General features: G+C 61.6%; 21 protein-coding genes. 15 read left to right on the forward strand and 6 right to left on the reverse strand.

Annotated elements, in window-relative coordinates; genetic code table 11:
* The first annotated feature begins 608 nt into the window (after positions 1 to 608).
* The 13 genes from FHX14_RS27905 (at position 609) to FHX14_RS27965 (ending at position 12,679) form a co-directional block, all read left to right on the forward strand.
* A complete protein-coding gene (locus FHX14_RS27905; protein ID WP_184380121.1) occupies positions 609 to 2,237 on the forward strand; it encodes a globin-coupled sensor protein in 1,629 nt (542 codons plus the stop codon).
* Between the two features lie 63 nt (positions 2,238 to 2,300).
* The gene (locus FHX14_RS27910; RefSeq protein ID WP_003588585.1) at positions 2,301 to 2,597 is read left to right on the forward strand and encodes an STAS domain-containing protein; all 297 of its coding nucleotides are present in this window, start codon (positions 2,301 to 2,303) and stop codon (positions 2,595 to 2,597) included.
* Positions 2,594 to 2,959: a chemotaxis response regulator CheY1 gene (gene cheY1 / locus FHX14_RS27915; RefSeq protein WP_003570362.1), complete on the forward strand. Its 366-nt coding sequence runs from the start codon at positions 2,594 to 2,596 to the stop codon at positions 2,957 to 2,959. Before FHX14_RS27910 ends, cheY1 begins: the two co-directional genes overlap by 4 nt.
* A 17-nt stretch (positions 2,960 to 2,976) precedes the next feature.
* Entirely contained in the window at positions 2,977 to 5,268 is a 2,292-nt protein-coding gene (locus FHX14_RS27920) for a chemotaxis protein CheA (protein WP_054183732.1), read from the forward strand.
* Positions 5,269 to 5,272: 4 nt separating this feature from the next.
* The gene (locus FHX14_RS27925; RefSeq protein ID WP_003588581.1) at positions 5,273 to 5,740 is read left to right on the forward strand and encodes a chemotaxis protein CheW; all 468 of its coding nucleotides are present in this window, start codon (positions 5,273 to 5,275) and stop codon (positions 5,738 to 5,740) included.
* Entirely contained in the window at positions 5,737 to 6,645 is a 909-nt protein-coding gene (cheR, locus tag FHX14_RS27930; RefSeq protein ID WP_003588579.1) for a protein-glutamate O-methyltransferase CheR, read from the forward strand. Before FHX14_RS27925 ends, cheR begins: the two co-directional genes overlap by 4 nt.
* Positions 6,642 to 7,685, forward strand: a complete 1,044-nt coding sequence (cheB, locus tag FHX14_RS27935) for a protein-glutamate O-methylesterase CheB (RefSeq protein ID WP_003588577.1) — start codon at positions 6,642 to 6,644, stop codon at positions 7,683 to 7,685. Before cheR ends, cheB begins: the two co-directional genes overlap by 4 nt.
* A gap of 1 nt (position 7,686) precedes the next feature.
* Entirely contained in the window at positions 7,687 to 8,076 is a 390-nt protein-coding gene (locus FHX14_RS27940; RefSeq protein WP_003556488.1) for a response regulator, read from the forward strand.
* Complete coding sequence (cheD, locus tag FHX14_RS27945) at positions 8,073 to 8,627, forward strand: chemoreceptor glutamine deamidase CheD (RefSeq protein WP_003588575.1); 555 nt, start codon at positions 8,073 to 8,075, stop codon at positions 8,625 to 8,627. Before FHX14_RS27940 ends, cheD begins: the two co-directional genes overlap by 4 nt.
* A 16-nt stretch (positions 8,628 to 8,643) precedes the next feature.
* Positions 8,644 to 9,033 (forward strand): hypothetical protein, encoded by a 390-nt coding sequence (locus FHX14_RS27950; RefSeq protein ID WP_003588573.1) that lies wholly within the window; start codon positions 8,644 to 8,646, stop codon positions 9,031 to 9,033.
* 110 nt (positions 9,034 to 9,143) lie between these two features.
* Positions 9,144 to 10,835 (forward strand): flagellar basal-body MS-ring/collar protein FliF, encoded by a 1,692-nt coding sequence (gene fliF, locus FHX14_RS27955; protein WP_003588571.1) that lies wholly within the window; start codon positions 9,144 to 9,146, stop codon positions 10,833 to 10,835.
* A gap of 342 nt (positions 10,836 to 11,177) precedes the next feature.
* Entirely contained in the window at positions 11,178 to 11,924 is a 747-nt protein-coding gene (locus tag FHX14_RS27960; RefSeq protein ID WP_012556592.1) for a helix-turn-helix transcriptional regulator, read from the forward strand.
* 8 nt (positions 11,925 to 11,932) lie between these two features.
* Positions 11,933 to 12,679: a helix-turn-helix transcriptional regulator gene (locus FHX14_RS27965; protein ID WP_003588568.1), complete on the forward strand. Its 747-nt coding sequence runs from the start codon at positions 11,933 to 11,935 to the stop codon at positions 12,677 to 12,679.
* Positions 12,680 to 12,731: 52 nt separating this feature from the next.
* Here FHX14_RS27965 and FHX14_RS27970 read toward each other — a convergent pair whose 3' ends face one another.
* The 6 genes from FHX14_RS27970 to motA form a co-directional block, all read right to left on the reverse strand.
* Positions 12,732 to 13,175, reverse strand: coding sequence for a hypothetical protein (locus tag FHX14_RS27970; RefSeq protein WP_003588567.1), 444 nt, complete (start codon positions 13,173 to 13,175; stop codon positions 12,732 to 12,734).
* Positions 13,176 to 13,180: 5 nt separating this feature from the next.
* Positions 13,181 to 14,260: a flagellar biosynthesis protein FlhB gene (gene flhB, locus FHX14_RS27975; RefSeq protein WP_012556594.1), complete on the reverse strand. Its 1,080-nt coding sequence runs from the start codon at positions 14,258 to 14,260 to the stop codon at positions 13,181 to 13,183.
* 232 nt (positions 14,261 to 14,492) lie between these two features.
* A complete protein-coding gene (fliG, locus tag FHX14_RS27980; RefSeq protein ID WP_003588564.1) occupies positions 14,493 to 15,533 on the reverse strand; it encodes a flagellar motor switch protein FliG in 1,041 nt (346 codons plus the stop codon).
* Positions 15,534 to 15,561: 28 nt separating this feature from the next.
* On the reverse strand, positions 15,562 to 16,149 hold the full coding sequence (fliN, locus tag FHX14_RS27985; RefSeq protein WP_054183727.1) for a flagellar motor switch protein FliN: 588 nt from the start codon (positions 16,147 to 16,149) through the stop codon (positions 15,562 to 15,564).
* 65 nt (positions 16,150 to 16,214) lie between these two features.
* On the reverse strand, positions 16,215 to 17,165 hold the full coding sequence (locus FHX14_RS27990; RefSeq protein WP_179611591.1) for a FliM/FliN family flagellar motor switch protein: 951 nt from the start codon (positions 17,163 to 17,165) through the stop codon (positions 16,215 to 16,217).
* Positions 17,166 to 18,038: a flagellar motor stator protein MotA gene (motA, locus tag FHX14_RS27995; RefSeq protein WP_012556597.1), complete on the reverse strand. Its 873-nt coding sequence runs from the start codon at positions 18,036 to 18,038 to the stop codon at positions 17,166 to 17,168.
* 255 nt (positions 18,039 to 18,293) lie between these two features.
* Here motA and flgF point away from each other — a divergent pair, with 255 nt between their 5' ends.
* Positions 18,294 to 19,028 carry a flagellar basal-body rod protein FlgF gene (gene flgF, locus FHX14_RS28000; protein WP_003588556.1) on the forward strand — a complete coding sequence of 245 codons (735 nt, stop codon included), beginning with the start codon at positions 18,294 to 18,296 and terminating at the stop codon, positions 19,026 to 19,028.
* A 95-nt stretch (positions 19,029 to 19,123) separates the two neighbouring features.
* Positions 19,124 to 20,521: a flagellar protein export ATPase FliI gene (gene fliI, locus FHX14_RS28005; RefSeq protein ID WP_184380124.1), complete on the forward strand. Its 1,398-nt coding sequence runs from the start codon at positions 19,124 to 19,126 to the stop codon at positions 20,519 to 20,521.
* The last annotated feature ends 2 nt before the right edge of the window (positions 20,522 to 20,523 follow it).

The following is a 20,523-nucleotide window of genomic DNA, read 5'->3' on the forward strand; positions in this document are numbered from 1 at the left end:
CATGAAAGGCGCCAGTGCGATACACCAAAGGTGCCGGACTGCCAACGGGCAGGGACGCGCTTTAGAAAACCCGAAGCGCGCTGATATCGCGGTTTGCGGCGAGAGAATCGAGGCGGGCGACGGCGGCAAGCAGCGTCATTGCAATCAAGCAGGCACCCAATCCGAGAACAATCATTGCTCTGTCCTTGTCGACGTCATGTCTTGGTTATCGACCGGCCTATAACACGGAGCTTGCGTGTGCCTTGTAGCAGCCGTGCAACTCCGCCGCAGTATTTGCCGCCAACGGCCTTGAATTGCTTCAAAAGCCGGCAATGCGAAGGGCTTATTAACCTTCAAGCAAGGAATTAACCATAAACATTGGTTTACACGTCGGAATGGGAAGATGCACTCGTTCCCACCAGGCATGACGCCGTCCCGCCGTACCGGGTTGATCCGGTATCCATCTCTTCAGACAGCTCCGAAACATAGCTGATCAGGGGGCTTCGACCCGCCGGTTTTAACCGGTGGTGAGAACCGTCTCGAGGCTTTGCGTTTCTCTGGATGCTGCGAAAGTTTTTAACCAGGCAATCGCCTGGACAGTGGGTCGGGGACAGGCGTTGAGGCAGGACATGCCATCAGATCAGGCTCGTGGAGCGCAGGCAGGCAGCTTGCGCGACCGCCTGCGCTTTGCCGGCCTCGATGCCGACCAGTGCGAACTGGTGCGCCGCAACCGGCCGGCCCTCGAAGCGCATCTGAAGGCAGGCCTGCGCGATCTCTTCCACAGATTCCAGTCATTCCCCGACGCCGCCCGCAATTTCGACAGCGAGCGCCAGGTCGAGCGCCTGCATGATCTGCAGTCCTCACATTGGGACGTGCTGACGGATGCCCGGTTCGACAGCCTCTATGCCGAACGCGTCAAGGTTCTCTCCGATACCGAAAGTAAGATCGGCCTCGACCCGCGCTGGCACGTCGCCGGCCATGGCGTCATGCTGGAGCATGTCGTTTCCGGTCTCGCCGAGGAAATTGCCGGCCGTCCGCTGCTGCCGTCGGCCAAGCGCCGCACCCGCGAAATCTCCGATCTGATGACGGCGATCATCCGCCTCGTCATGGTCGATGTGGAAATCGCCGTCTCGCTGCGCTTCAATGCTCAGCGCGCCGCCCAGAGCCGTGCGCTCGCCGATCAGCGCACCGACAACGAGGCCGAGATCGTCAGGATCTTCGGCGATGTCATCGAAGGCCTTTCCGCCCGCGACCTGACGCGGCGCGCCCCCGTCGACGGCGCCCATGCGGCGACTGCCGCCGCGCTGAACGGCGCCTTGGATGGCCTCCATGCAGAGTTTGCTGCCATCACCGAACGCACGCTGAAGGCCGAAGCGGCGACCGGTTCGCTTGCCGGCCTGTCCAGGCAGTTCGCCGGCACGGCGTCGGGCCAGGCCGACCGGCTGCAGCTTTCCGCCGCCGCGCTTGCCGGCATCGCCGCCAGCGTTCGCGATGGCGCTGCCGACAGCCGCGCCGCCGAGCAGGCCGCCGCCTCGACGCGCGCCGCCGTCGAGGAAAGCGGTGAGGTCGTCGGCCGTGCGATCAGCGCCATGGCCGATATCGAGCAGTCGGCCGAAAAGATCGGCCAGATCATCGGCACGATCGACGAGATCGCCTTCCAGACCAATCTGCTGGCGCTGAATGCCGGCATCGAGGCCGCTCGCGCCGGCGATTCCGGCCGCGGTTTTGCCGTCGTCGCCCAGGAGGTCCGTGCGCTTGCCCAGCGTTCGGCCGAGGCCGCCCGCGAGATCAAGACGCTGGTGACGACGACCAAGGCGCAGGTCGATGCCGGGGTGCAGATGGTCGGCCGCACACAGGATTCGATCGGCAGCATCGTGCGCCAGGTCACCGACATCAATGCCGCCATATCAGGCATCGCCACCCGCACCGGCGAACATGCATCAAGCCTCGATAGCGTGACGTCCGACGTCAAGGGCCTGGGCGGCGAAGTGGCAGGCAGCGCCGGCCTTGCGGAGCGCTCGGCCGAAGGCGCCGACCACCTCCATACGGTCATTGTCGAGCTCGGCCAGACGATTCGCGAATTCCGCATCGCCCGGGAAAACGCCAATGCCGGGCGCCTGGCGCCGGTTCGCGGGACGCCGCCGCGCGCCATCGAAGCCGCCGCCCGTCCGGCTGTGGCCGAGGACGAATACGAAAATGATGATTTTAGCCTTCCGCAGCCCTTCGCAAGCGTCGGAGGTGGGCGGAATGTTTACTAACCTATCGGATGATTGCCGCAGCTCGTCTTCTCGAGCCGGGGACAAGGGGACAAGGAAAAGCTGATGGTAGCAAAGAAGAGTGGCAAGACGCTGGATCTGACAGCGGTGCTCGACCTCAACGAGGCTTCCGCCTTGCGCGATAAACTCCTCTCCCTCAGGGGCAGTGGTCTGTCGATAGACGCGTCCGGCGTCGAACGGATCGGTGCCCTGTGCGCCCAGGTTCTGATGTCCGCCGAGAAGACCTGGGAGCAGGACAAGCAGCCATTCACCTTTTCCAAGGTGTCCGACGCATTTCAGAAAACCATGCAGCTGGTGGGCGTCAATATTGATCACCTGCTTGCCAAGGAGATTCGGCAATGAAGAAAAAAGTTCTTACCGTGGATGATTCCCGCACCATCCGAAACATGCTTCTCGTGACGCTCAACAATGCCGGCTTCGAGACGATTCAGGCGGAAGACGGCGTCGAGGGTCTCGAGGTTCTCGAAGAGTCCAATCCTGACGTTATCGTGACGGACATCAACATGCCGCGCCTCGACGGCTTCGGCTTCATCGAAGGTGTCCGCCGCAACGAGAAATATCGGGCGATCCCGATCCTGGTCCTAACCACCGAAAGCGACGCGGAAAAGAAGAACCGCGCCCGCCAGGCTGGCGCCACCGGCTGGATCGTCAAGCCTTTCGACCCGGCCAAGCTGATCGATGCCATTGAGCGTGTAACCGCTTAAACCCAGGATTTGCTCCTATGGATATGAACGAAATCAAAGAGATCTTTTTCCAGGAGTGCGAGGAACAGCTCGCCGAGCTGGAATCCGGTCTTCTGAAAATGAATGATGGCGATCGCGATCCGGAAACCGTCAATGCGGTGTTCCGTGCCGTGCATTCGATCAAGGGTGGCGCCGGCGCCTTCGGCCTTGATGATCTGGTCGCCTTCGCCCATGTTTTCGAGACCACTCTCGATTGCGTTCGATCCAATAAGCTCGAGCCGACCCAGGACGTCCTGAAGGTGATGCTGAAGTCGGCCGACGTGCTCGCCGACCTGACGAATGCTGCGCGCGACGGCGGCAGCGTCGATGAAAGCCGCAGCCGCGGTCTCGTCAAGGAGCTCGAGGCGCTGGCCAATGGCGAATTGCCGTCTCCCTCGGCCGCCGCCGAGGCTCCGGCGCCCAAGGCCGCCGCAAAGCCCGTAGCCGCCGCTCCGGCGCCGGCTCCCAAGCCGACCGACGACAGCGGCTTTCAGCCGGTCCCCTTTTCCTTCGACGATTTTGGCGGCGAGGGCGATGCGGGCTCCGGCATGCCGGCCTATGAAATCATCTTCAAGCCGCGCTACGAACTCTATTCCAAGGGCAATGACGCCACGCTGCTGCTGCGCGACCTTTCGCGCCTCGGCGAGATGACCATCTTTTGCAATAGCGATGAGCTGCCGGGCCTCGATGAGCTCGATCCGGAAGGCGCCTATTTCTTCTGGAACATCACGATCAAGACGGACAAGGGCGAGGACGCCATTCGCACCGTCTTCGAATTCGCCGAATGGGATTGCGAATTGACGGTGAAGCCGGTCGAGGAAGCAAGGGCTGAGGCGACAAGCAACGACGAACTGCCGATGGTGCCGGTTCCCTTCGATCTGTCGATCCTGGACGAAGCAGGTGCTGCCGAAGACGTTTCCGGCACTGCCGCCGCCGAGGCCGCCGCCGCCGTTGCCGCCGCCGAGACCGCCTCCAACGTCACGCAGATGGCAGCCGCTGCCGCCCGCGTCGAAAAGAAGGAATCGGCAGCCGCCGCAGCGGCTGCTGCAAGTGCCGCAGCCGCCCAGAACAATGCCGCCGGCGCCGGCCAGACGATCCGCGTCGATCTCGACCGTGTCGACCGCCTGATCAACCTCGTCGGCGAGCTGGTCATCAACCAGGCAATGCTGTCGCAGAGCGTCATCGAAAACGACACGACCGGCACCTCCTCGATCAACATGGGCCTGGAAGAGCTGCAGCAGCTCACCCGCGAGATCCAGGACTCGGTCATGGCGATCCGCGCGCAGCCGGTGAAGCCGGTCTTCCAGCGCATGTCGCGTATCGTTCGCGAAATCGCCGACATGACCGGCAAGTCGATCCGTCTGATCACCGAAGGTGAAAACACCGAAGTCGACAAGACGGTTATCGACAAGCTGGCCGAGCCGCTGACTCACATGATCCGCAATGCCGTCGACCACGGCATTGAAACGCCGGAAAAGCGCGCCGCCGCCGGCAAGAACACCGAAGGCACGGTCCGCCTCACCGCCAAGCATCGTTCGGGACGCATCCTGATCGAGCTTGCCGATGACGGCGCCGGCATCAACCGCGAGAAGGTCCGCCAGAAGGCGATCGACAACGACCTCATCCCGGCCGATTCCAACCTGTCGGACGAGGAAATCGACAACCTGATCTTCCTGCCGGGCTTCTCGACGGCCGACAAGATCTCCGACATCTCCGGCCGCGGCGTCGGCATGGACGTCGTCAAGCGTTCGATCCAGGCGCTCGGCGGCCGCATCAACATCACCTCGAAGCCCGGCCACGGCTCGGTCTTCACCATGAGCCTGCCGCTGACGCTCGCCGTCCTCGACGGCATGGTGGTCACCGTCGCCGGCCAGACGCTGGTCGTGCCGCTGACTGCGATCGTCGAAACCCTGCAGCCGGAAGCCTCGGCGATCCATTCCTTCGGTGCGAACCACCGGCTGATCTCGATCCGCAACAGCTTCTGCCCGCTGGTCGATGTCGGCCGCATCCTGAACTTCCGCGCGACCCAGGCCAACCCGGTCGAGGGCGTGGCGCTTCTGGTGGAATCCGAAGGCGGCGGCCAGCGCGCCCTGATGGTCGATGCCATCCAGGGTCAGCGCCAGGTGGTCATCAAGAGCCTGGAAGCCAACTACACCCATGTGCCGGGCATCGCCGCCGCCACCATTCTCGGCGACGGGCGCGTCGCTCTCATTCTCGATGTCGACGCGGTTGTCGGCGCCTCGCGCGGCCAGTCGCTCAAAGCAGAAATGTCGTTAGCAGCGGTAGGGTAAGGGAATGTCGTACGCCGTAAAAAATCTGAACGAGGGGGATCGCGAGCTGATCGCGTTCCGCATCGGGGATCAGGAATTTTGCGTGAACATCATGTCGGTTCGTGAGATCCGGGGCTGGACCCCGGCGACCACGATGCCGCACTCGCCTGGCTATATGCTCGGTGTCATCAACCTGCGCGGTGCGGTGCTGCCGATCATCGACCTTGCCGCCCGGCTCGGCATGAAGCCGGCCGATCCGACGGCCCGTCATGTCATCATCGTCGCCCAGGTGCGGCGCAAGGTCGTCGGCCTCCTGGTCGACGCCGTGTCCGATATCCTGACGGTGACCGACGAAACCATCCAGCCGACGCCCGAGATTTCCTCCGAGCTCGAACGTCAATTTGCCCGCGGCATTCTTGCCATCGACAAGCGTATGATCTGCCTGATCGAACTCGAATCCCTCTTTCCCGAGACCGAAAGCGAAGCCGCATGAACGCAATGGGCGCAAAAGATCAGAGACAGGGATCCGACGAGGTCCTGGCGAGCGGAGAATATCCGCTGACGCGCCGCGACCTCACGGAGATCGCCGCGATGATCTATTCGGATGCCGGCATCTTCCTCAACGAGACGAAGGCGTCTCTGGTCTATTCGCGCCTGTCGAAGCATATCCGCAATCTCGGCCTGTCCGGCTTCCGGGAATATTGCGAGCTCGTCGCTTCTCCGGCGGGTGCGGCGCCGCGCCGCGAGATGCTGTCGCATCTGACGACCAATTTTACCCGCTTCTTCCGCGAAAACCATCATTTCGACCACCTGCGCGACCATGTCCTGCCCGAGCTTCTGCAGCGGGCGAAATCGGGCGGCAGGGTGCGCATCTGGTCGGCCGCTTCCTCCGACGGGCAGGAACCCTATTCGATCGCGCTGACCGTTCTGTCGCTGATGCCGAATGTCGCCGATTACGATTTCAAGATCCTGGCGACCGACATCGACCCGAAGATCCTGGCGATCGCCCGAGCCGGCGCCTATGACGAAAACGCGCTCGAAACCGTTTCGCCCGCCATGCGCAAGCAATGGTTCAGCGAAGTCGAGATCCAGGGCCGCAGGAAGTTCCAGGTCGACGACCGCGTCAAGCGGCTGATCACCTACAACGAGCTGAACCTGATGGCGCAATGGCCGTTCAAGGGCAAGTTCGACGTCATCTTCTGCCGCAACGTCGTCATCTATTTCGATGAGCCGACGCAGATGAAGATCTGGCAGCGTTTCGCCGGCCTGCTGCCGGAGGGCGGCCATCTCTATATCGGCCATTCAGAGCGTGTGTCCGGCGAGGCGAAACACGTCTTCGACAATATCGGCATCACAACCTATCGCTACACGGCCAAGGGTCTCGGGAGGAAGGCATGAGCGCTCCGGCAAGGGTTCTCGTCGTTGACGACTCCCCGACGATGCGGGGGCTGATCACCGCCGTCCTCAGTTCCGACCCCGAGGTCAACGTCATCGGCCAGGCCGGCGATGCGCTGGAAGCGCGCGAGGCCATCAAGCGGCTGAACCCCGACGTCGTGACGCTCGACATCGAGATGCCGAACATGAACGGTCTCGATTTCCTCGAAAAGATCATGACGCTGCGTCCGATGCCGGTCATCATGGTATCGACAATGACCCATCGCGGCGCCGAGGCGTCGCTTGCAGCGCTCGAGATCGGCGCGTTCGACTGCGTCGGCAAGCCGGCGCCGGGCGAACTCAGGCCCTTCGGCGACCTCGCCGAGAAGGTCAAGGCCGCCGCGCGCACACAGCGCCAGTTCTCCCAGCCGGTTGCCGCCCCGGCACCTCCGCCCTCCGTCGCTGATTTCCGCGTCGGCCGCAAGATCGTCGCGATCGGCTCGTCCACAGGTGGCGTCGAGGCGCTGATCGCCGTGCTGCAGAAGTTTCCGGCCAATTGCCCGCCGACCGTCATCACCCAGCATATGCCGCCGACCTTCACCAAGAGCTTCGCCGAACGCCTGAACCGCCTCTGTGCGCCGGTGGTGCAGGAAGCGACCGACGGTGCCCGCCTCGAAATCGGCAAGATCTATCTGGCGCCGGGCGGCGAGCGTCATCTCCAGGTCAGCAACGCCTCGGCGCCGTGCTGCCGTCTCGTCGACCGGGCGCCGGTCAACGGTCACCGCCCATCGGTGGACGTCCTCTTCGATTCGGTCGCCGAACTGGCTGGCCGCAACGCCGTCGGCGTGATCTTGACCGGAATGGGCCGCGATGGCGCCGCCGGATTGTTGAAAATGCGCCACGCCGGCGCCAGAACACTCGGCCAGAACGAAAAAACCTGTGTCGTTTACGGAATGCCAAGGGTTGCTCATGAACTTGGCGCCGTGGAGCAGCAGTTGCCCCTGTCTGCCATCGGTGAAGAAATATTGAAAATGACAGCCGCCCGAAAGGAAGGGACCGAATAAAATGTCGATCGCGGAGAAAATCAAAGTTCTGATCGTCGACGATCAGGTAACGAGCCGGTTGCTGCTCAGCGACGCGCTGACCCAGCTCGGTTTCAAGCAGATCACGTCTGCAGGCGACGGCGAGCAGGGCATGAAGATCATGGCCGAGCAGCCGCACCACCTGGTGATCTCGGACTTCAACATGCCGAAGATGGATGGCATCGGCTTCCTTCAGGCCGTGCGCACCAACCCGAACACCAAAAAGGCGGCCTTCATCATCCTCACCGCCCAGGGCGACCGCGCATTGGTGCAGAAGGCAGCCCAGCTCGGCGCCAACAACGTGCTCGCCAAGCCGTTCACGATCGAGAAGATGAAAGCGGCCATCGAAGCCGTGTTTGGAGCCTTGAAATGATGACTGAGGGGGCAGCCCGCCGCGTGCACATCATTCAGGGCGAGTACAAGGTTCTGAGCGATCCGAATGCGGTCCTCTCGACCATTCTCGGCTCGTGCGTGGCTGCGTGCCTCAGAGACCCTGTCGCCGGTATCGGCGGCATGAACCACTTCTTGCTGCCGGGCTCGGCGACCTCGCCGACGTCAGGCGGCGATGCGACGCGCTACGGCGTGCATCTGATGGAGCTGCTGATCAACGGTCTCCTGAAGCAGGGCGCCCGGCGCGACCGGCTGGAGGCCAAGATCTTCGGCGGCGCGAAGACGATCTCGACATTCTCCAATGTCGGTGAGCAGAACGCGGCCTTCGCCATGCAGTTCCTGCGGGATGAAGGCATTCCGGTGGTCGGCTCCTCCACAGGCGGAGATCATGGACGCAAGCTTGAATTTTGGCCCGTCTCCGGCCGTGCCCGGCAATACCCCCTGACCGGCGCCGAAACGCAGAGAACCGTCGCTCTCGAGCAGCGCCCCGCCGCTCCGCCGAAGCCCGTCGAAACCAGTATCGAATTTTTTTGATGGCGAGGATTTTTATATGACATTTAATTCGGTGATGGAGCCGCCTGCGCCAGTTGAAGCGTTGAGCGACATCCTGATGCGCATCGTTTCCGAACTGCACGACGTTGCCTATCTCATCGAGCGCATCGAGCCGCAGCTTCTCGATCTCGGCGGCGCCGAAATCCTGAATTCGCCGGATGCCATGAAAGTCATGCAGGGCATCGATCTCGCCGTGCAGAAATCCCGCGGCCTTGCCGAGTTCATCGACACCATCACCGGCGAAATTCCGCACGGCTGGGCCGTCGACGTTGCGACCGCGCTCAGCCTCGTCAAGCTGGCGGAGATGCAGAAGGCATTGGGCGGCGCCACACGCCACGGCCATTCCCAGCCTCTGAGCAAGGCAGCCGGCGACTTCGATTTCTTCTAGTCCTTCAGGGGCCGCGCCCCCTTAACGAAACGCTCGCGCAAGTTTCGCCGACTATTCGTCAGATGAGGCAATAAGCCTGCTTTGTCTTTGACGAATCGTGCGAGAACAGAATGAATCTGTTAAATCAATTAGTTCAGATCTTTAAGAACTTCGGTTCCCTTGGCCGAACACGCCTGATGATTCTCGGAGGCGTCGGTGCCGTCTCCATCGCAATCGTCCTTGCGGCCGCCCTTTTCGTCAACAAGCCGGCACAGGAAACGCTCTATGTCGGTCTGGATTCGCCCGATCTCAACCAGATCAGCATGGCGCTTGCCGAAGCCAACGTCGATTTCCAGGTCGGCACTGATGGTACCAGCATCAGCGTCCCCGCGGGGATGACGGGCAAGGCCCGCCTGTTGCTTGCCGAGCGCGGCCTGCCGAACAGTGCCAATGCCGGTTACGAACTCTTCGACAATGTCGGCTCGCTGGGCCTGACCTCCTTCATGCAGGAGGTGACGCGGGTTCGAGCGCTGGAAGGCGAAATCGCCCGCACCATCCAGTCGATCTCGGGCATAACAGCGGCGCGCGTTCATATCGTCATGCCGGAGGTCGGGAACTTCCGGAAGGCGGAGCAGAAGCCGACCGCCTCCGTCATGATTCGCGCCAGCGCCACCACCGGGCGCAGTGCTGCGACCTCGATCAGACACCTCGTCGCCTCGGCCGTGCCGGGGCTTGACGTCGATGACGTGACCATCCTCGATTCCGCCGGTCAGCTGCTCGCGTCCGGCGACGAAGCCAGCAACAGCTCGCTGAACCGCTCGCTCAACATCGTCCAGAACGTCCAGCAGGAAGTCGAATCCAACATCGACAAGGCGCTCGCACCCTTCCTCGGCATGGACAACTTCCGCTCCAGCGTCACCGCCGATCTCAACACCGACGCCCAGCAGATCCAGGAAACCACCTACGATCCCGAATCCAAGGTCGAACGTTCGGTCCGCTCGACCAAGGAAGCCCAGCAGTCGCAACAGAAGCAGTCCGACAGCGCGACGACGGTCGAGCAGAACATTCCGCAGGCGGCTCCCGAGGCCGGTGGTTCGGCCGGGCCTGAATCGCAGGACAAGTCCGACAAGCGCGAAGAGCAGACCAACTACGAGATCAACAGCCGGACGACGGCGACCACCCGCAACAGCTACAAGGTCGAGAAGCTGTCGATCGCTGTGGTGGTCAATAAGGGCCGCATCGCCAAGATGGTCGGCGAGCCTGCCGATCAGGCCAAGATCGACGCCTATCTTGCCGAAATGCAGAAGATCGTCGCTTCGGCGTCCGGCATCGACGCCAAGCGCGGCGACGTCGTCACCGTCACGGCCATGGACTTCCTCGAGAACCAGCTGCTCGAAGACGCCACCGGCGGTGTCCGCGTCATGGACATGCTGAGCCGCAACCTGGCCGGCATCATCAACTCGCTGGCCTTTGTCGCGGTCGCCTTCGTGGTGGTCTGGATGGGCCTGCGGCCTCTGGTGCGCAGCGTCAGCGGCAACGGCAGCTCTTCGGTTCTCGGCGACGCCACGCCGGAGGCGGCCGGCCTCGAGCTTCCGGACTTCGCGCCGGCAGCCGGCGCTTCCGGAGGAGCCCTCATGGACGGCTTCGGATCCGACTTCGGCTTCGACAGCACCGAGGATCTGCTCAGCCTCGGCGACGACGACGGCAACTTCAACCGCCGCGTCAAGGAAGGCCCGGAACGCAAGCTGTCCCGCATGGTCGAGATCAACGAGGAACGCGCCGCGAAAATCCTCCGGAAATGGGCGATCGACGAAGCAGCGTAAGAAAAAGGCCGGGCAACTGGCCTTTTTTCATGTCGGTACACAGTGTCATTTCTGTAACGGGATAGTTGTCAGATCCTCGACTCGCGTAAAACGCGAATGAAGTTGCGATACAGCCAGAATCACCTTAGCCTCTCCTTATCTTGAGGGCTGGAATTGGTCATCGAATCAGTGCATGGGCGGCAGTGGAAGTAAATCCCTAGAAGTCGGAGATGGTGATTTGCATCGGCTGGCTTACTCTTGGGTGATTCGAAATGGGATTCGAGCGGGACTCGAATTGAATCCCTTATAGAAAAATTGCTGTTGCACCGAGTTTGATCGTTTCTCAGCCGCAGGACATTGCCAATGGATATGGATGTAATTCAGGCGAGCAAAGGCGAGAGGCAAATGTCGAATTTTGCGAGCGCTGTGGTGCCGGATTTGTTGCCGCGCGATCAACTGCTCCAGCGCCTGCACGGTGTCGCCAACACTGGCAGGTTGCAGTCCGGTCTGCGCGCGCTGACGGAGTATGTCGGTGCTTCGCACTATCTTCTGGCGCGCTGCGATCTCCTCCAGGAAAGCGGCCTCGATTTCATCGTCTCGTCGGATTGGCCCTTTGACCTGGTCAGGGATATCGCCAACGATCTGGTTCGCGGCTACGCCCGTTCGACGGAGCTGGAAAAATGCATGCAGGTCTTCCAGCCGAATTTTGCTCTTATGCCTGATAGTGCCGACGTGCCGGACGGCGCCAGCCGCCAATATTGTTCGGTAACCTTCAATGTCGGCCGCTCGCGGCTCGCCCTGATGTTCCTGTTCGGCGAGGGGTTCATCCTGTCGCCGGAGCGCCTGCGGGATGTCGGCCTGCTTGCAGGTTACGTGGCGAGTTTCCTGCGCTGCGGCGGTACCAGGGTCGATCGCGATTTCGAATTGACCGACCGCGAGCTCGAATGCCTGTTCTGGATCGCCGAGGGCAAGACCAGCGACGAGATCGCGATGATCCTCGGCATCTCCCGCAATACCATCAACAACTACATTACCAGCGTGATGCGCAAGACGGCCACCAAGACCCGCTCCGAGGCCATAGCCTTCGCCGTCCGCAATAATCTCGTATAGGGGGATCCATGGCACATCCATCAGCCAGGACGATGAGCAGTGCCGAGCAGTCGCGCATGGTGCGTGTGAACAGGATTTCCAGCCGGTCCGATCTCTTTCCGCGGCTGATTGCCATGCAGAAACTCGCCGATGCTCACGGCTTCGCGATCTTCCGCGTCAGCGGCTCGGGTATTCCGGCAAAGCAGCGCCTTGTCTGCGAACTCGAAAACTGGGGGTCTTCCAACGCCGGTTTCGGCAAGGCCTTCACGGATGCCTACGGCGATGTCCTTCTCGAGCATATTGAAAAGTCGTTGTTGCCGCTCTCATGGGCCGGCGGTTGCGACCGTGCCGCCCCCGGTCCTGCCGACTTCGCGCCGTTCATGACGCGGCTGCAGGATGGGATCGTGCCTTTTTCCGGCCTTGCCTTTCCGGTGCGGCTCGGTGCCGTAGGCAACGGTTTCATCGTTTTCACCGGCGATGAGATCGATCCCTCGAGCGATACAATCGTCGAGCTGCACGGTCGCTGCTGCCATATCATGATGGATCTGCTCTCGCTCGACGAACGCCGCACGGCGGCCGCCGAAGCCCTCAGCGAACGTGAGATCGCCTGTCTCCAGCTTGCCGGCGACGGCCGCATCAGCGAAGAGATTGCCGACAAGCTCGGCCTGTCGGTGCACACCGTCAACGCCTATCTCGGCTCGGCGACGATCAAGCTCGATTCCGTCAATCGCATCCAGGCGATCGCCAAGGCGATCCGGCTCGGCTATATCAGCTGAGCCCCGCTCAGCTGAGCTGAGCGGATGAAAGCTCTCATGTCTTGATAAGAGGTCAGCTGGCCAGCGCCCGCGGCGCCTGGCTGACGCTGTAGCGCGATTCTCGAAGGCTCTTTTCGAGGAAGCGGGTGTTCTCATCGGGATCGGCCGAGGGATCCTGGAACGCGATATGGTTGATCTCGATGCCGGCGTGATCTTCGGCAAGCGTCAGCTGTGCATAGACGGTGACGCCGCGCGGCTTGATTTCCAGATCGAGAACGACTTCGGGCTTGCCGCCCCACTCCAGCGTATAGTTGCCGCCCAGGCCGAAATTCACAGTGCCCGGATGAAAGAAAAGCTCTGCCGCTGAAGCGACGAGATCGGAAAGATTGCCATAATACTCGAAGCGCAGCAGCGAAATAAGGTCAGAAGCATCCAGAAGGCGCAGTTCCGTGGCGACCGGGCTGATCGCAACTGCGAGGATTTTTTCACGCTGGGTAGAGTGAGGGCATTTTTTCATTCGGCTTATCTTACCCGTTTGTTCTTGGCGTCTGCGGCGTAAACCCGGTGGATCAGCTCCGCAACGGCCTTATAGAAGACTGACGGGATGACAGTATCGACCGAGACTTGCGCAAACATGGAGCGCGCAAGCGGCGGATCCTCGAACACCGGGATGCCGTTTTTCTCGGCAATCTCCCTGATTTTGAGCGCAATGAGGTCCTGGCCCTTGGCCAGCACCACCGGCGCGTCGTTTTCTTCGCGCGCGTAGCGCAGCGCCACCGCATAGTGCGTCGGGTTGGCGATGACGAGCGTCGCCCGGTGTACATTGGAGATCATGCGCCGGCGCGCGCGGTCGCGCATCAGCGAGCGCTGCCGGCCCTTGACGAAGGGGTCGCCCTGCGCCTGCTTGTTTTCTTCCTTGATCTCGTGCCGCGTCATCTTCAGCTCGGTGAACCAGTGGTGGCGCGTCCAGAAGACATCGACGATCGCCACGATCGCGGTGGCGATCAGCACGACGATGATGATCTTGCGCATCGCCGTCGAGATCCGCACCAGGATCGTCTGCGGATCGGAGAACATTGCGTCGATCGAGCTGAAATATTCGCTCCTCAGCACGAAAAACAGGATGACCCCGACGACGACGACCTTGAACAGCGATTTTCCGAACTCGATGAGGCCCGGCAGGCTGAAGAGCCGTTCCCAGCCTTTGACGGGAGAGATGCGCGAGGCCTGCGGCCGGATGCGTTCCAGCACCGGTGTCGGCAGGTTCTGGAAGATCGAGGAGGCGATGCCGAACACCATGAACAGGATGAAAGCCGGCGCCAGCAGCGCCGCAATGGCCCAACCGAGCTTGACGAACAGCGAAAGAACGTCAGGCCCCGTCTCGATCTTCCATTGGTCGGGCTGATCGAAGATGTCGCGCAGCGTTTCAGCCATGTGCCCGACGCTGTCGGGGAGGAAGAACACCAGGTAGATATAGGTGGCAAGGATGGTCGCGAAGATCGACAGTTCGCGCGAAAACGGCACGTTGCCTTTCTCGGCGGCGTCGGTTTGCTTTTTCGCGGTCGGGGCTTCTGTTTTGCTGTCCTTGTCATCATCTGCCAAGTCGCGGCCCTCCGTCAAAGATATAGAGCGCAGCTAATGCATGTCGCCCAAACACGTGCAGCGGTTTTGGATGACGACATGCATCAAAACAAAGAGCTAAAGCGCGTCGCGGAAACCGGGTTCCCTGCGACGCGCTTTAGAGCGCGGCCTATTGTTGGAAGGGTAGTCGCCTGTGGCATGGCGATCAACAGCCGCCTTGCTGGCGGCTGGATTTGTCAACAGTCTCGCAGGATCAGGCGGCTGCCGAAGCGTCGCCTTCTTTTTCCTTGAGTTCGATCTGGCCAGAATTGGCCAGGCGAATCGCTTCCTGCGCCACGGCGCGCCGGGCAATGGCGATCTCGCGCGGATTGACGCCGCCCATGCCGCTCTGCAGATCCGATTCGATCATGCGGCGCTGGCGCGGGCTGATGGCGGAGAGAACCGATTCGCGGATCTCGGGCGGCGAACCGCGCAGGGAGACGGTGAGCACATCCGTCGAGATGTCGTTGAGCAGCAGGACACGGCTGCGCTGCGGCATGTACATGAGGTCCTCGAATAGGAAGATTTTCGGGCGGACCTTGTTGACGGATTCGCGGCTGATCGATTCGAGCGAGGTAAGCAGCGTGTCGACCTGCGGCTTGTCGAGCTCGTTCATGAGATCGGCGACCTTCGTCGAGCCGGCGGCATTGCGCTCTGCCTCGACCTCGGCAAGCAGCGTCATGACCTGGTTCTCGATGATCTGCGCAGCCTTCGGGCTGACGGTCTTCATGTTGACGGTTCGGTTCATGATGTCGGCGCGGCGGTTGTCGGGCAGCTGCAGCAGCACCTTGGCGCCGAAGTTGGAAGGCATCATCGACAGAATATAGGCAACGGTCTGCGGGTGTTCGCGCAGCAGGAACTGGGCGATGAATGTCGGCTCCGCCTCGCTGAGGCGATCCCAGATCGAGGTTTCGTAGGCCTGGAACGCCGTGCGGCGGCCGAGCAGGCTGTCGACCTCGTCGGGCGTCAGGCCTTCTTCCAGAATGGCTTCGATCGCCTTGGCGTTGTCCATCAGTCCGGCGCCCTCGGTGAAGAGGTCTTCGAACTCGGAGACGAGCATCAACAGCTCGTCCGGCGGAATGGCGCGCAGCGACTGGGCGGATGAGATAATGGTCTGCAATTCGGCCTGGGTGAAATATTTCAACAGCCGGCCGGCGACGCCCTTTCCCATAGCGAGAAGAACAGCCGCCGCCTTTTCAGCCTGGGTCAACGGTTTCCCGGCTAGCGCGCCGCCGAAATCGTCAAAGTCCATCATGGTCTAACCTCTCCGTCCCACACAGGGATCAGGCTTTTTTCGTACTCAAAACTTCTATCAGTTTCACACCGAATCGGGTGTCGTCGTTATCAAGCACCGTAATTTCGCCGCGGGCAATCCTGCGGCCGTTCACCATGATCTCAACCGGCTCGCCGATTTTCTTGTCGAGGGCGATCGTCGCCCCTTCATTGAGGTTCATCAGGCCGGAGACCTGCATGCGGCTGGTGCCGAGCATGATCTGGACATCGATCGGAATGTCCATGATCAGTTCGAAATTGGAATTCAAAGCGCTGCCGAGCGGAGCCGGCGACGCATCGAAGGAAGGGGTGCTGCCGAAATCCATGCCGGCAGCCGCGCCGGCATTGCCGGCACCGAAATCGCCGCCGAAATCGTCGCCGCCGAACGGGCTGTCCGAAATCTCGCCGCCGAAAGCCGCCAGATCGGTTCCTGCTGCGAAGGCGTCGTTCTGCAGGTCGTCGCCAAACTGCGGCAGGTCGCCATCGGCATCCTGCTTCAGCACGCCGCGCAGATCGTCGATCGCCTGATCGAGATCCGCTTCGCTGCCCGGCATATCCAGGGAGAGGTCGCTGTTCTGCTGTGTTTTCTTCGTAGCCATGAAATCACTATTCCAGTTGAAACTTGCCTCAAACTGCCTTTGCAGCCCGAAAGCCAGAGAACCGATTAATTCATTAAATGACGGATGAGTTCGTCATCCGAGTTCATCGTATCCTTGACGCGGACCATGTAGTTTTCGCCTGAACGCCCGAACTCGCACACATACAATTCCTTGCTGTTGGCGCTGACCTCGACTCGCACGTCGCCATGGTCACGGAACGGAATGACGTCGCCGACCATCAGCTTCGAGATCGTGCGCAATGTCAGGTCCTGCAGCCTGATCTTGGCCTCGAGCGTGACATGCGAGCGGCGAACCTGGTCGCCGAGCTGTTCGGTCCATTCCGCTGAGCTGCCACCGGACTGGCGCTTCGGCTTCGGCGGCGTCACCTTGGTCTTCAACAGCGCCGTCTGCGGAACCATCAACGAAAATTCCGACACGATGCCGGCAAGCGTGATCGACATATTGATGGCGGCTGCGAATTCGTCCGGGCGGTCCTCCGGCGGCCGGGCGCGCATCTCAAGGGCGTGCGGGACCGAGAGGCTCGGTTCGAAGCCGCCGGGTGCGTTGACGGCCGAGCGCAGCACCTTAGCGATCTTGTCGAAAACCATCACCGCCAGGTCCGTCTCGATGATCGACAGCAGCCGGTCGGCAGGCTCCTCGATCGTATCGGCGGTGGCGCCGAGAAGGTGCTCCATCAGCGTGATGACGAAACCGTTGCCGCAGGCAATCGTGATGTTCTGCGACCAGTTGCGCAAGGTCGCATCGACGAGCGTGACGTTCGAGCTCAGGTCGTCGATCAGATGGTTCTTGTAGCCGATTTCGCAGCCGAGATAGTTGACCGTCACGTCGAGGCCAGTCTCGCTCTTGATGACGTCGGGAAAGAATTCGCTGTAGATTTCCCCGAAGGAGCTGCAGATCTTGGCGACCCTGCCTTTGTCGCCGAGCCCGCCGGTCAGCTTGGCGAGAAGGGCAGGATCCATTGCCGGTTTGTCGTGCGAAGCATTGCTCATGGTCATTTAAGCCGCCTTGTTTTCGCCGCCTGGGTTCATCATTTCCTGTTCGACCGCATCGATGGACGGGCGCTCGTAAGCCGAGATCGTCTTGCGGCCGTATTCGAGAGCGACTTGCGGCACCGAGCCGTTCATGTAGGCAAGCAGCGTCTGCTTGACGATGACGTAAAGGCGGTGCTGCTTGTTGCGCACGATCTTGATCTGGGAGACCAGCGGCGAGCAGACGCAGTAGGACAAGAGGATGCCTAGGAAGGTGCCGACCAGCGCCGAGCCGATCAGGTGGCCGAGCACTTCGGGCGAATCGTTGATGTGGGCCATCGCCTTGATGACGCCGAGAACCGCCGCGACGATACCGATCGCCGGGAAGGAATCGCCCATGATCTGGATCGCGTGGTAGGGCTTCATCTTGTCGTGCATGATGGTGTTGAGCTCTTCATCCATCAACGCTTCGATTTCGTGGCTGCGGGCGTTGCCGATGATGATCAGGCGCACATAGTCACAGATGAAGGCCGTCAGTTCCTTGTTCTTCAGAACGGTGGGGGCCGACTGGAAGATCGTCGATTCTGCCGGATTGTCGATATGGGCTTCGATTTCGTTACGCGACTTGGTGCGCAGGTCGCGCATCAAGGAATAGAGCACGCCGAGCGTATCGAGATAATTGCGTTCCTTCGGCACGGCGTGTTTGAAGGCTTCGCCGAGCGCCTTGCCGGAATCCTTCACCACCTTCATCGGGTTCGCCATGATGAAGCTGCCGAGGCCGGCGCCGCCGATGATCACGAATTCGAAGGGCTGGAACAGCGCGTCCACGTGGCCGCCCATTGCCATGAAGCTGCCGATGACACAGCCGCAAGTCACTATAAATCCGATAATGATATTCATCGTCAGCCCAATCTGAACGTTACTTTTCTCTAAGACGGTTAGGGTTTCTGCCTTGCGTGAGGCTGATGAACGGGCCCGCGCGCCAAGCATTTCCGCGTGCCAGCTTCGCGCAAGCATCTGCCGTCAGTCTTAAGGAGACGAATGGGTGCCCGCACCTGTTTCTGAGATGCCGCCTCAGCGAAATCCCGGCCGAACCTCATAAGACGACGCCCGGCTTTTCGTTCCGTTCATCGCCAATGCTTGGAGCCTACCGACATGCAATCCGGTCTTTATGTTTCTCTGTCGTCGCAGATGGCTCTCGAAAAGCGCCTGAACACCATCGCAGACAACATGGCGAACGTGAACACGACCGGTTTTCGCGCCACCGAGGTGAAGTTCGACGAGATGGTGGCGGCGACCAAGAACAAGCTGAACACCAAGGTCGCCTTCGTTTCCCAGGGCAATGACTATCTGAACGAGTCGAACGGCGAGCTGCAGCACACCGGCAACATGCTTGATTTCGCCATCAAGGGCGATGCGTGGTTCTCGCTCGATACGCCCGCCGGCCGGGTGCTGACGAGGGACGGCCGCTTCACCCTCAAGGATACCGGCGAACTGGTCTCGATCCGCGGATATCCCGTTCTCGACGCCGGCGGCGCACCGATCCAGCTCAACTCCAAAGGCGGCGAGCCGGCCGTCGGCACCGACGGCATCATCTATCAGGGTGACCGCCAGGTCGGTTCACTCGGGCTGTTCGAGGCGGATATCAGCAAGGGTTACCTGCGCTACGAAAACAGCGGCATCATGACCACCGACCAGCCGCGCGCCGTCGTCGACCGCTTCAATGTCGGTGTCGAGCAGGGTTATCTCGAAAACTCCAATGTCAACGCCATGCGCGAGATCACCCAGCTGATCGAAGTCAACCGCGCCTTCGAAAGCGTCTCGTCGCTGATGCGCGACAGCGAGGATTCCTTCAAGGAAGCCGTCCAGACGCTTGGAGGTAGCCGCTAATGCATGTCGCCCAAAAGTGTGCAGCGGTTTTGGGAGGACGACATGCATAAGAACAGAGACCGAAAATGCGTCGCATTTGCGGGTGGGATTGAAGAATGAGCACCACGCTGCTGTCCGAGGACGGTCTTTCCCCGAAGCTGGCGCATCTGGCTGGCCTCGTCGACCGATACGCATCGCCGGAGTTTTCGGTTGCCCATGGCGGTCGCGTGCAGACCATCGCTGCCGGTCACTACACGGTTCGCGGTCTCTCCCGCCATGTTCGCCTCGGCGAGTTCGTCGCCCATAAATCGGCAACCGGCATCCATTTGGGCGAGGTCGTTCGCGTCGAGCCGGATCTGATCTATGTCTGCCCGATCGAACCAGGCGAGCCGATCGGCATCCACGATACCGTCATCCGCAAGGGCGCCTTTCGCATCTCACCGTCGGACAGCTGGTGCGGGCGCACCGTCAACTCGCTCTGCGAGCCGATCGACGGCCTCGGCCCGATCGCCGAGGGCCTCGACCGCCGCTCGATCTCCAATACCGCGCCGCCCTCGATGACCCGCAAGCGTGTCGAGGCCGGCTTCAAGACCGGCGTACGCGCCATCGACATCTTCTCGCCGCTCTGCCTCGGGCAGCGTCTCGGCATCTTCGCCGGCTCCGGCGTCGGCAAGTCGACGCTGCTGTCCATGCTCGCCCGCGCCGATGCCTTCGACAAGGTCGTCATTGCGCTTGTCGGCGAACGGGGCCGCGAGGTGCGCGAATTCATCGAGGATACGCTCGGCAGCAACATGAAGAAGGCGATAGCCGTCGTCGCCACCAGCGACGAGAGCCCGATGCTGCGCAAGATGGCGCCGCTGACGGCGGTCACCATCGCCGAGCATTTCCGCGACAAGGGTGAGAACGTCCTGTTCATCGTCGACAGCGTCACGCGTTTCGCCCATGCGATCCGCGAGGTGGCGACCGCCTCCGGCGAACCGCCGATCGCCCGCGGCTACCCGGCTTCCGTCTTCACCGAGCTGCCGCGCCTGTTGGAGCGCGCCGGTCCCGGCCCCGAGGGCGCCGGCACCATCACGGCGATCATCTCGATCCTCGTCGACGGCGACAACCACAACGACCCGATCGCCGATTCGACGCGCGGCATTCTCGATGGTCATATTGTGCTGCAGCGCAGCCTTGCCGAGGAAGGGCGTTATCCGCCGATCGATCCGCTCGCCTCGATCTCGCGTCTTGCCCGCAAGGCCTGGACGCCGGACCAGGAAAAGCTGGTGTCGCGGCTGAAGGTGCTGATCCACCGCTTCGAGGAAACGCGCGACCTGCGCCTGATCGGCGGTTACCGCCAGGGCGCCGATCCCGATCTCGACATGGCGGTCAAGCAGGTGCCGATCATTTACGACGTCCTGAAACAGTCGCCGGGCGATCGCAACTCGCCCGATGCCTTTGCCGATCTCGCCGGCGCCCTCAAGGCTGCAGCCGGTGTCGGCAATCAGGGCGGAGCCATCCAGAGGAGATAGAT

It is taken from the genome of Rhizobium sp. BK619 (genome assembly GCF_014195245.1).
GTDB classification, from domain to species: Bacteria; Pseudomonadota; Alphaproteobacteria; order Rhizobiales; family Rhizobiaceae; genus Rhizobium; species Rhizobium acidisoli.

What these genes read in the sequence shown, in the direction of transcription:
- FHX14_RS27925 (WP_003588581.1), top strand. Translation starts at nt 5,273, where the DNA reads ATGTCGTACGCCGTAAAAAATCTGAACGAGGGGGATCGCGAGCTGATC.
- fliI (WP_184380124.1), top strand. Translation starts at nt 19,124, where the DNA reads ATGAGCACCACGCTGCTGTCCGAGGACGGTCTTTCCCCGAAGCTGGCG.
- FHX14_RS27990 (WP_179611591.1), bottom strand. Translation starts at nt 17,165, where the DNA reads ATGACCATGAGCAATGCTTCGCACGACAAACCGGCAATGGATCCTGCC.
- motA (WP_012556597.1), bottom strand. Translation starts at nt 18,038, where the DNA reads ATGAATATCATTATCGGATTTATAGTGACTTGCGGCTGTGTCATCGGC.
- fliG (WP_003588564.1), bottom strand. Translation starts at nt 15,533, where the DNA reads ATGATGGACTTTGACGATTTCGGCGGCGCGCTAGCCGGGAAACCGTTG.
- cheB (WP_003588577.1), top strand. Translation starts at nt 6,642, where the DNA reads ATGAGCGCTCCGGCAAGGGTTCTCGTCGTTGACGACTCCCCGACGATG.
- FHX14_RS27940 (WP_003556488.1), top strand. Translation starts at nt 7,687, where the DNA reads ATGTCGATCGCGGAGAAAATCAAAGTTCTGATCGTCGACGATCAGGTA.
- cheR (WP_003588579.1), top strand. Translation starts at nt 5,737, where the DNA reads ATGAACGCAATGGGCGCAAAAGATCAGAGACAGGGATCCGACGAGGTC.
- FHX14_RS27920 (WP_054183732.1), top strand. Translation starts at nt 2,977, where the DNA reads ATGGATATGAACGAAATCAAAGAGATCTTTTTCCAGGAGTGCGAGGAA.
- FHX14_RS27950 (WP_003588573.1), top strand. Translation starts at nt 8,644, where the DNA reads ATGACATTTAATTCGGTGATGGAGCCGCCTGCGCCAGTTGAAGCGTTG.
- FHX14_RS27905 (WP_184380121.1), top strand. Translation starts at nt 609, where the DNA reads ATGCCATCAGATCAGGCTCGTGGAGCGCAGGCAGGCAGCTTGCGCGAC.
- fliF (WP_003588571.1), top strand. Translation starts at nt 9,144, where the DNA reads ATGAATCTGTTAAATCAATTAGTTCAGATCTTTAAGAACTTCGGTTCC.
- FHX14_RS27960 (WP_012556592.1), top strand. Translation starts at nt 11,178, where the DNA reads ATGGATATGGATGTAATTCAGGCGAGCAAAGGCGAGAGGCAAATGTCG.
- cheY1 (WP_003570362.1), top strand. Translation starts at nt 2,594, where the DNA reads ATGAAGAAAAAAGTTCTTACCGTGGATGATTCCCGCACCATCCGAAAC.
- FHX14_RS27910 (WP_003588585.1), top strand. Translation starts at nt 2,301, where the DNA reads ATGGTAGCAAAGAAGAGTGGCAAGACGCTGGATCTGACAGCGGTGCTC.
- flgF (WP_003588556.1), top strand. Translation starts at nt 18,294, where the DNA reads ATGCAATCCGGTCTTTATGTTTCTCTGTCGTCGCAGATGGCTCTCGAA.
- FHX14_RS27970 (WP_003588567.1), bottom strand. Translation starts at nt 13,175, where the DNA reads ATGAAAAAATGCCCTCACTCTACCCAGCGTGAAAAAATCCTCGCAGTT.
- fliN (WP_054183727.1), bottom strand. Translation starts at nt 16,149, where the DNA reads ATGGCTACGAAGAAAACACAGCAGAACAGCGACCTCTCCCTGGATATG.
- FHX14_RS27965 (WP_003588568.1), top strand. Translation starts at nt 11,933, where the DNA reads ATGGCACATCCATCAGCCAGGACGATGAGCAGTGCCGAGCAGTCGCGC.
- cheD (WP_003588575.1), top strand. Translation starts at nt 8,073, where the DNA reads ATGATGACTGAGGGGGCAGCCCGCCGCGTGCACATCATTCAGGGCGAG.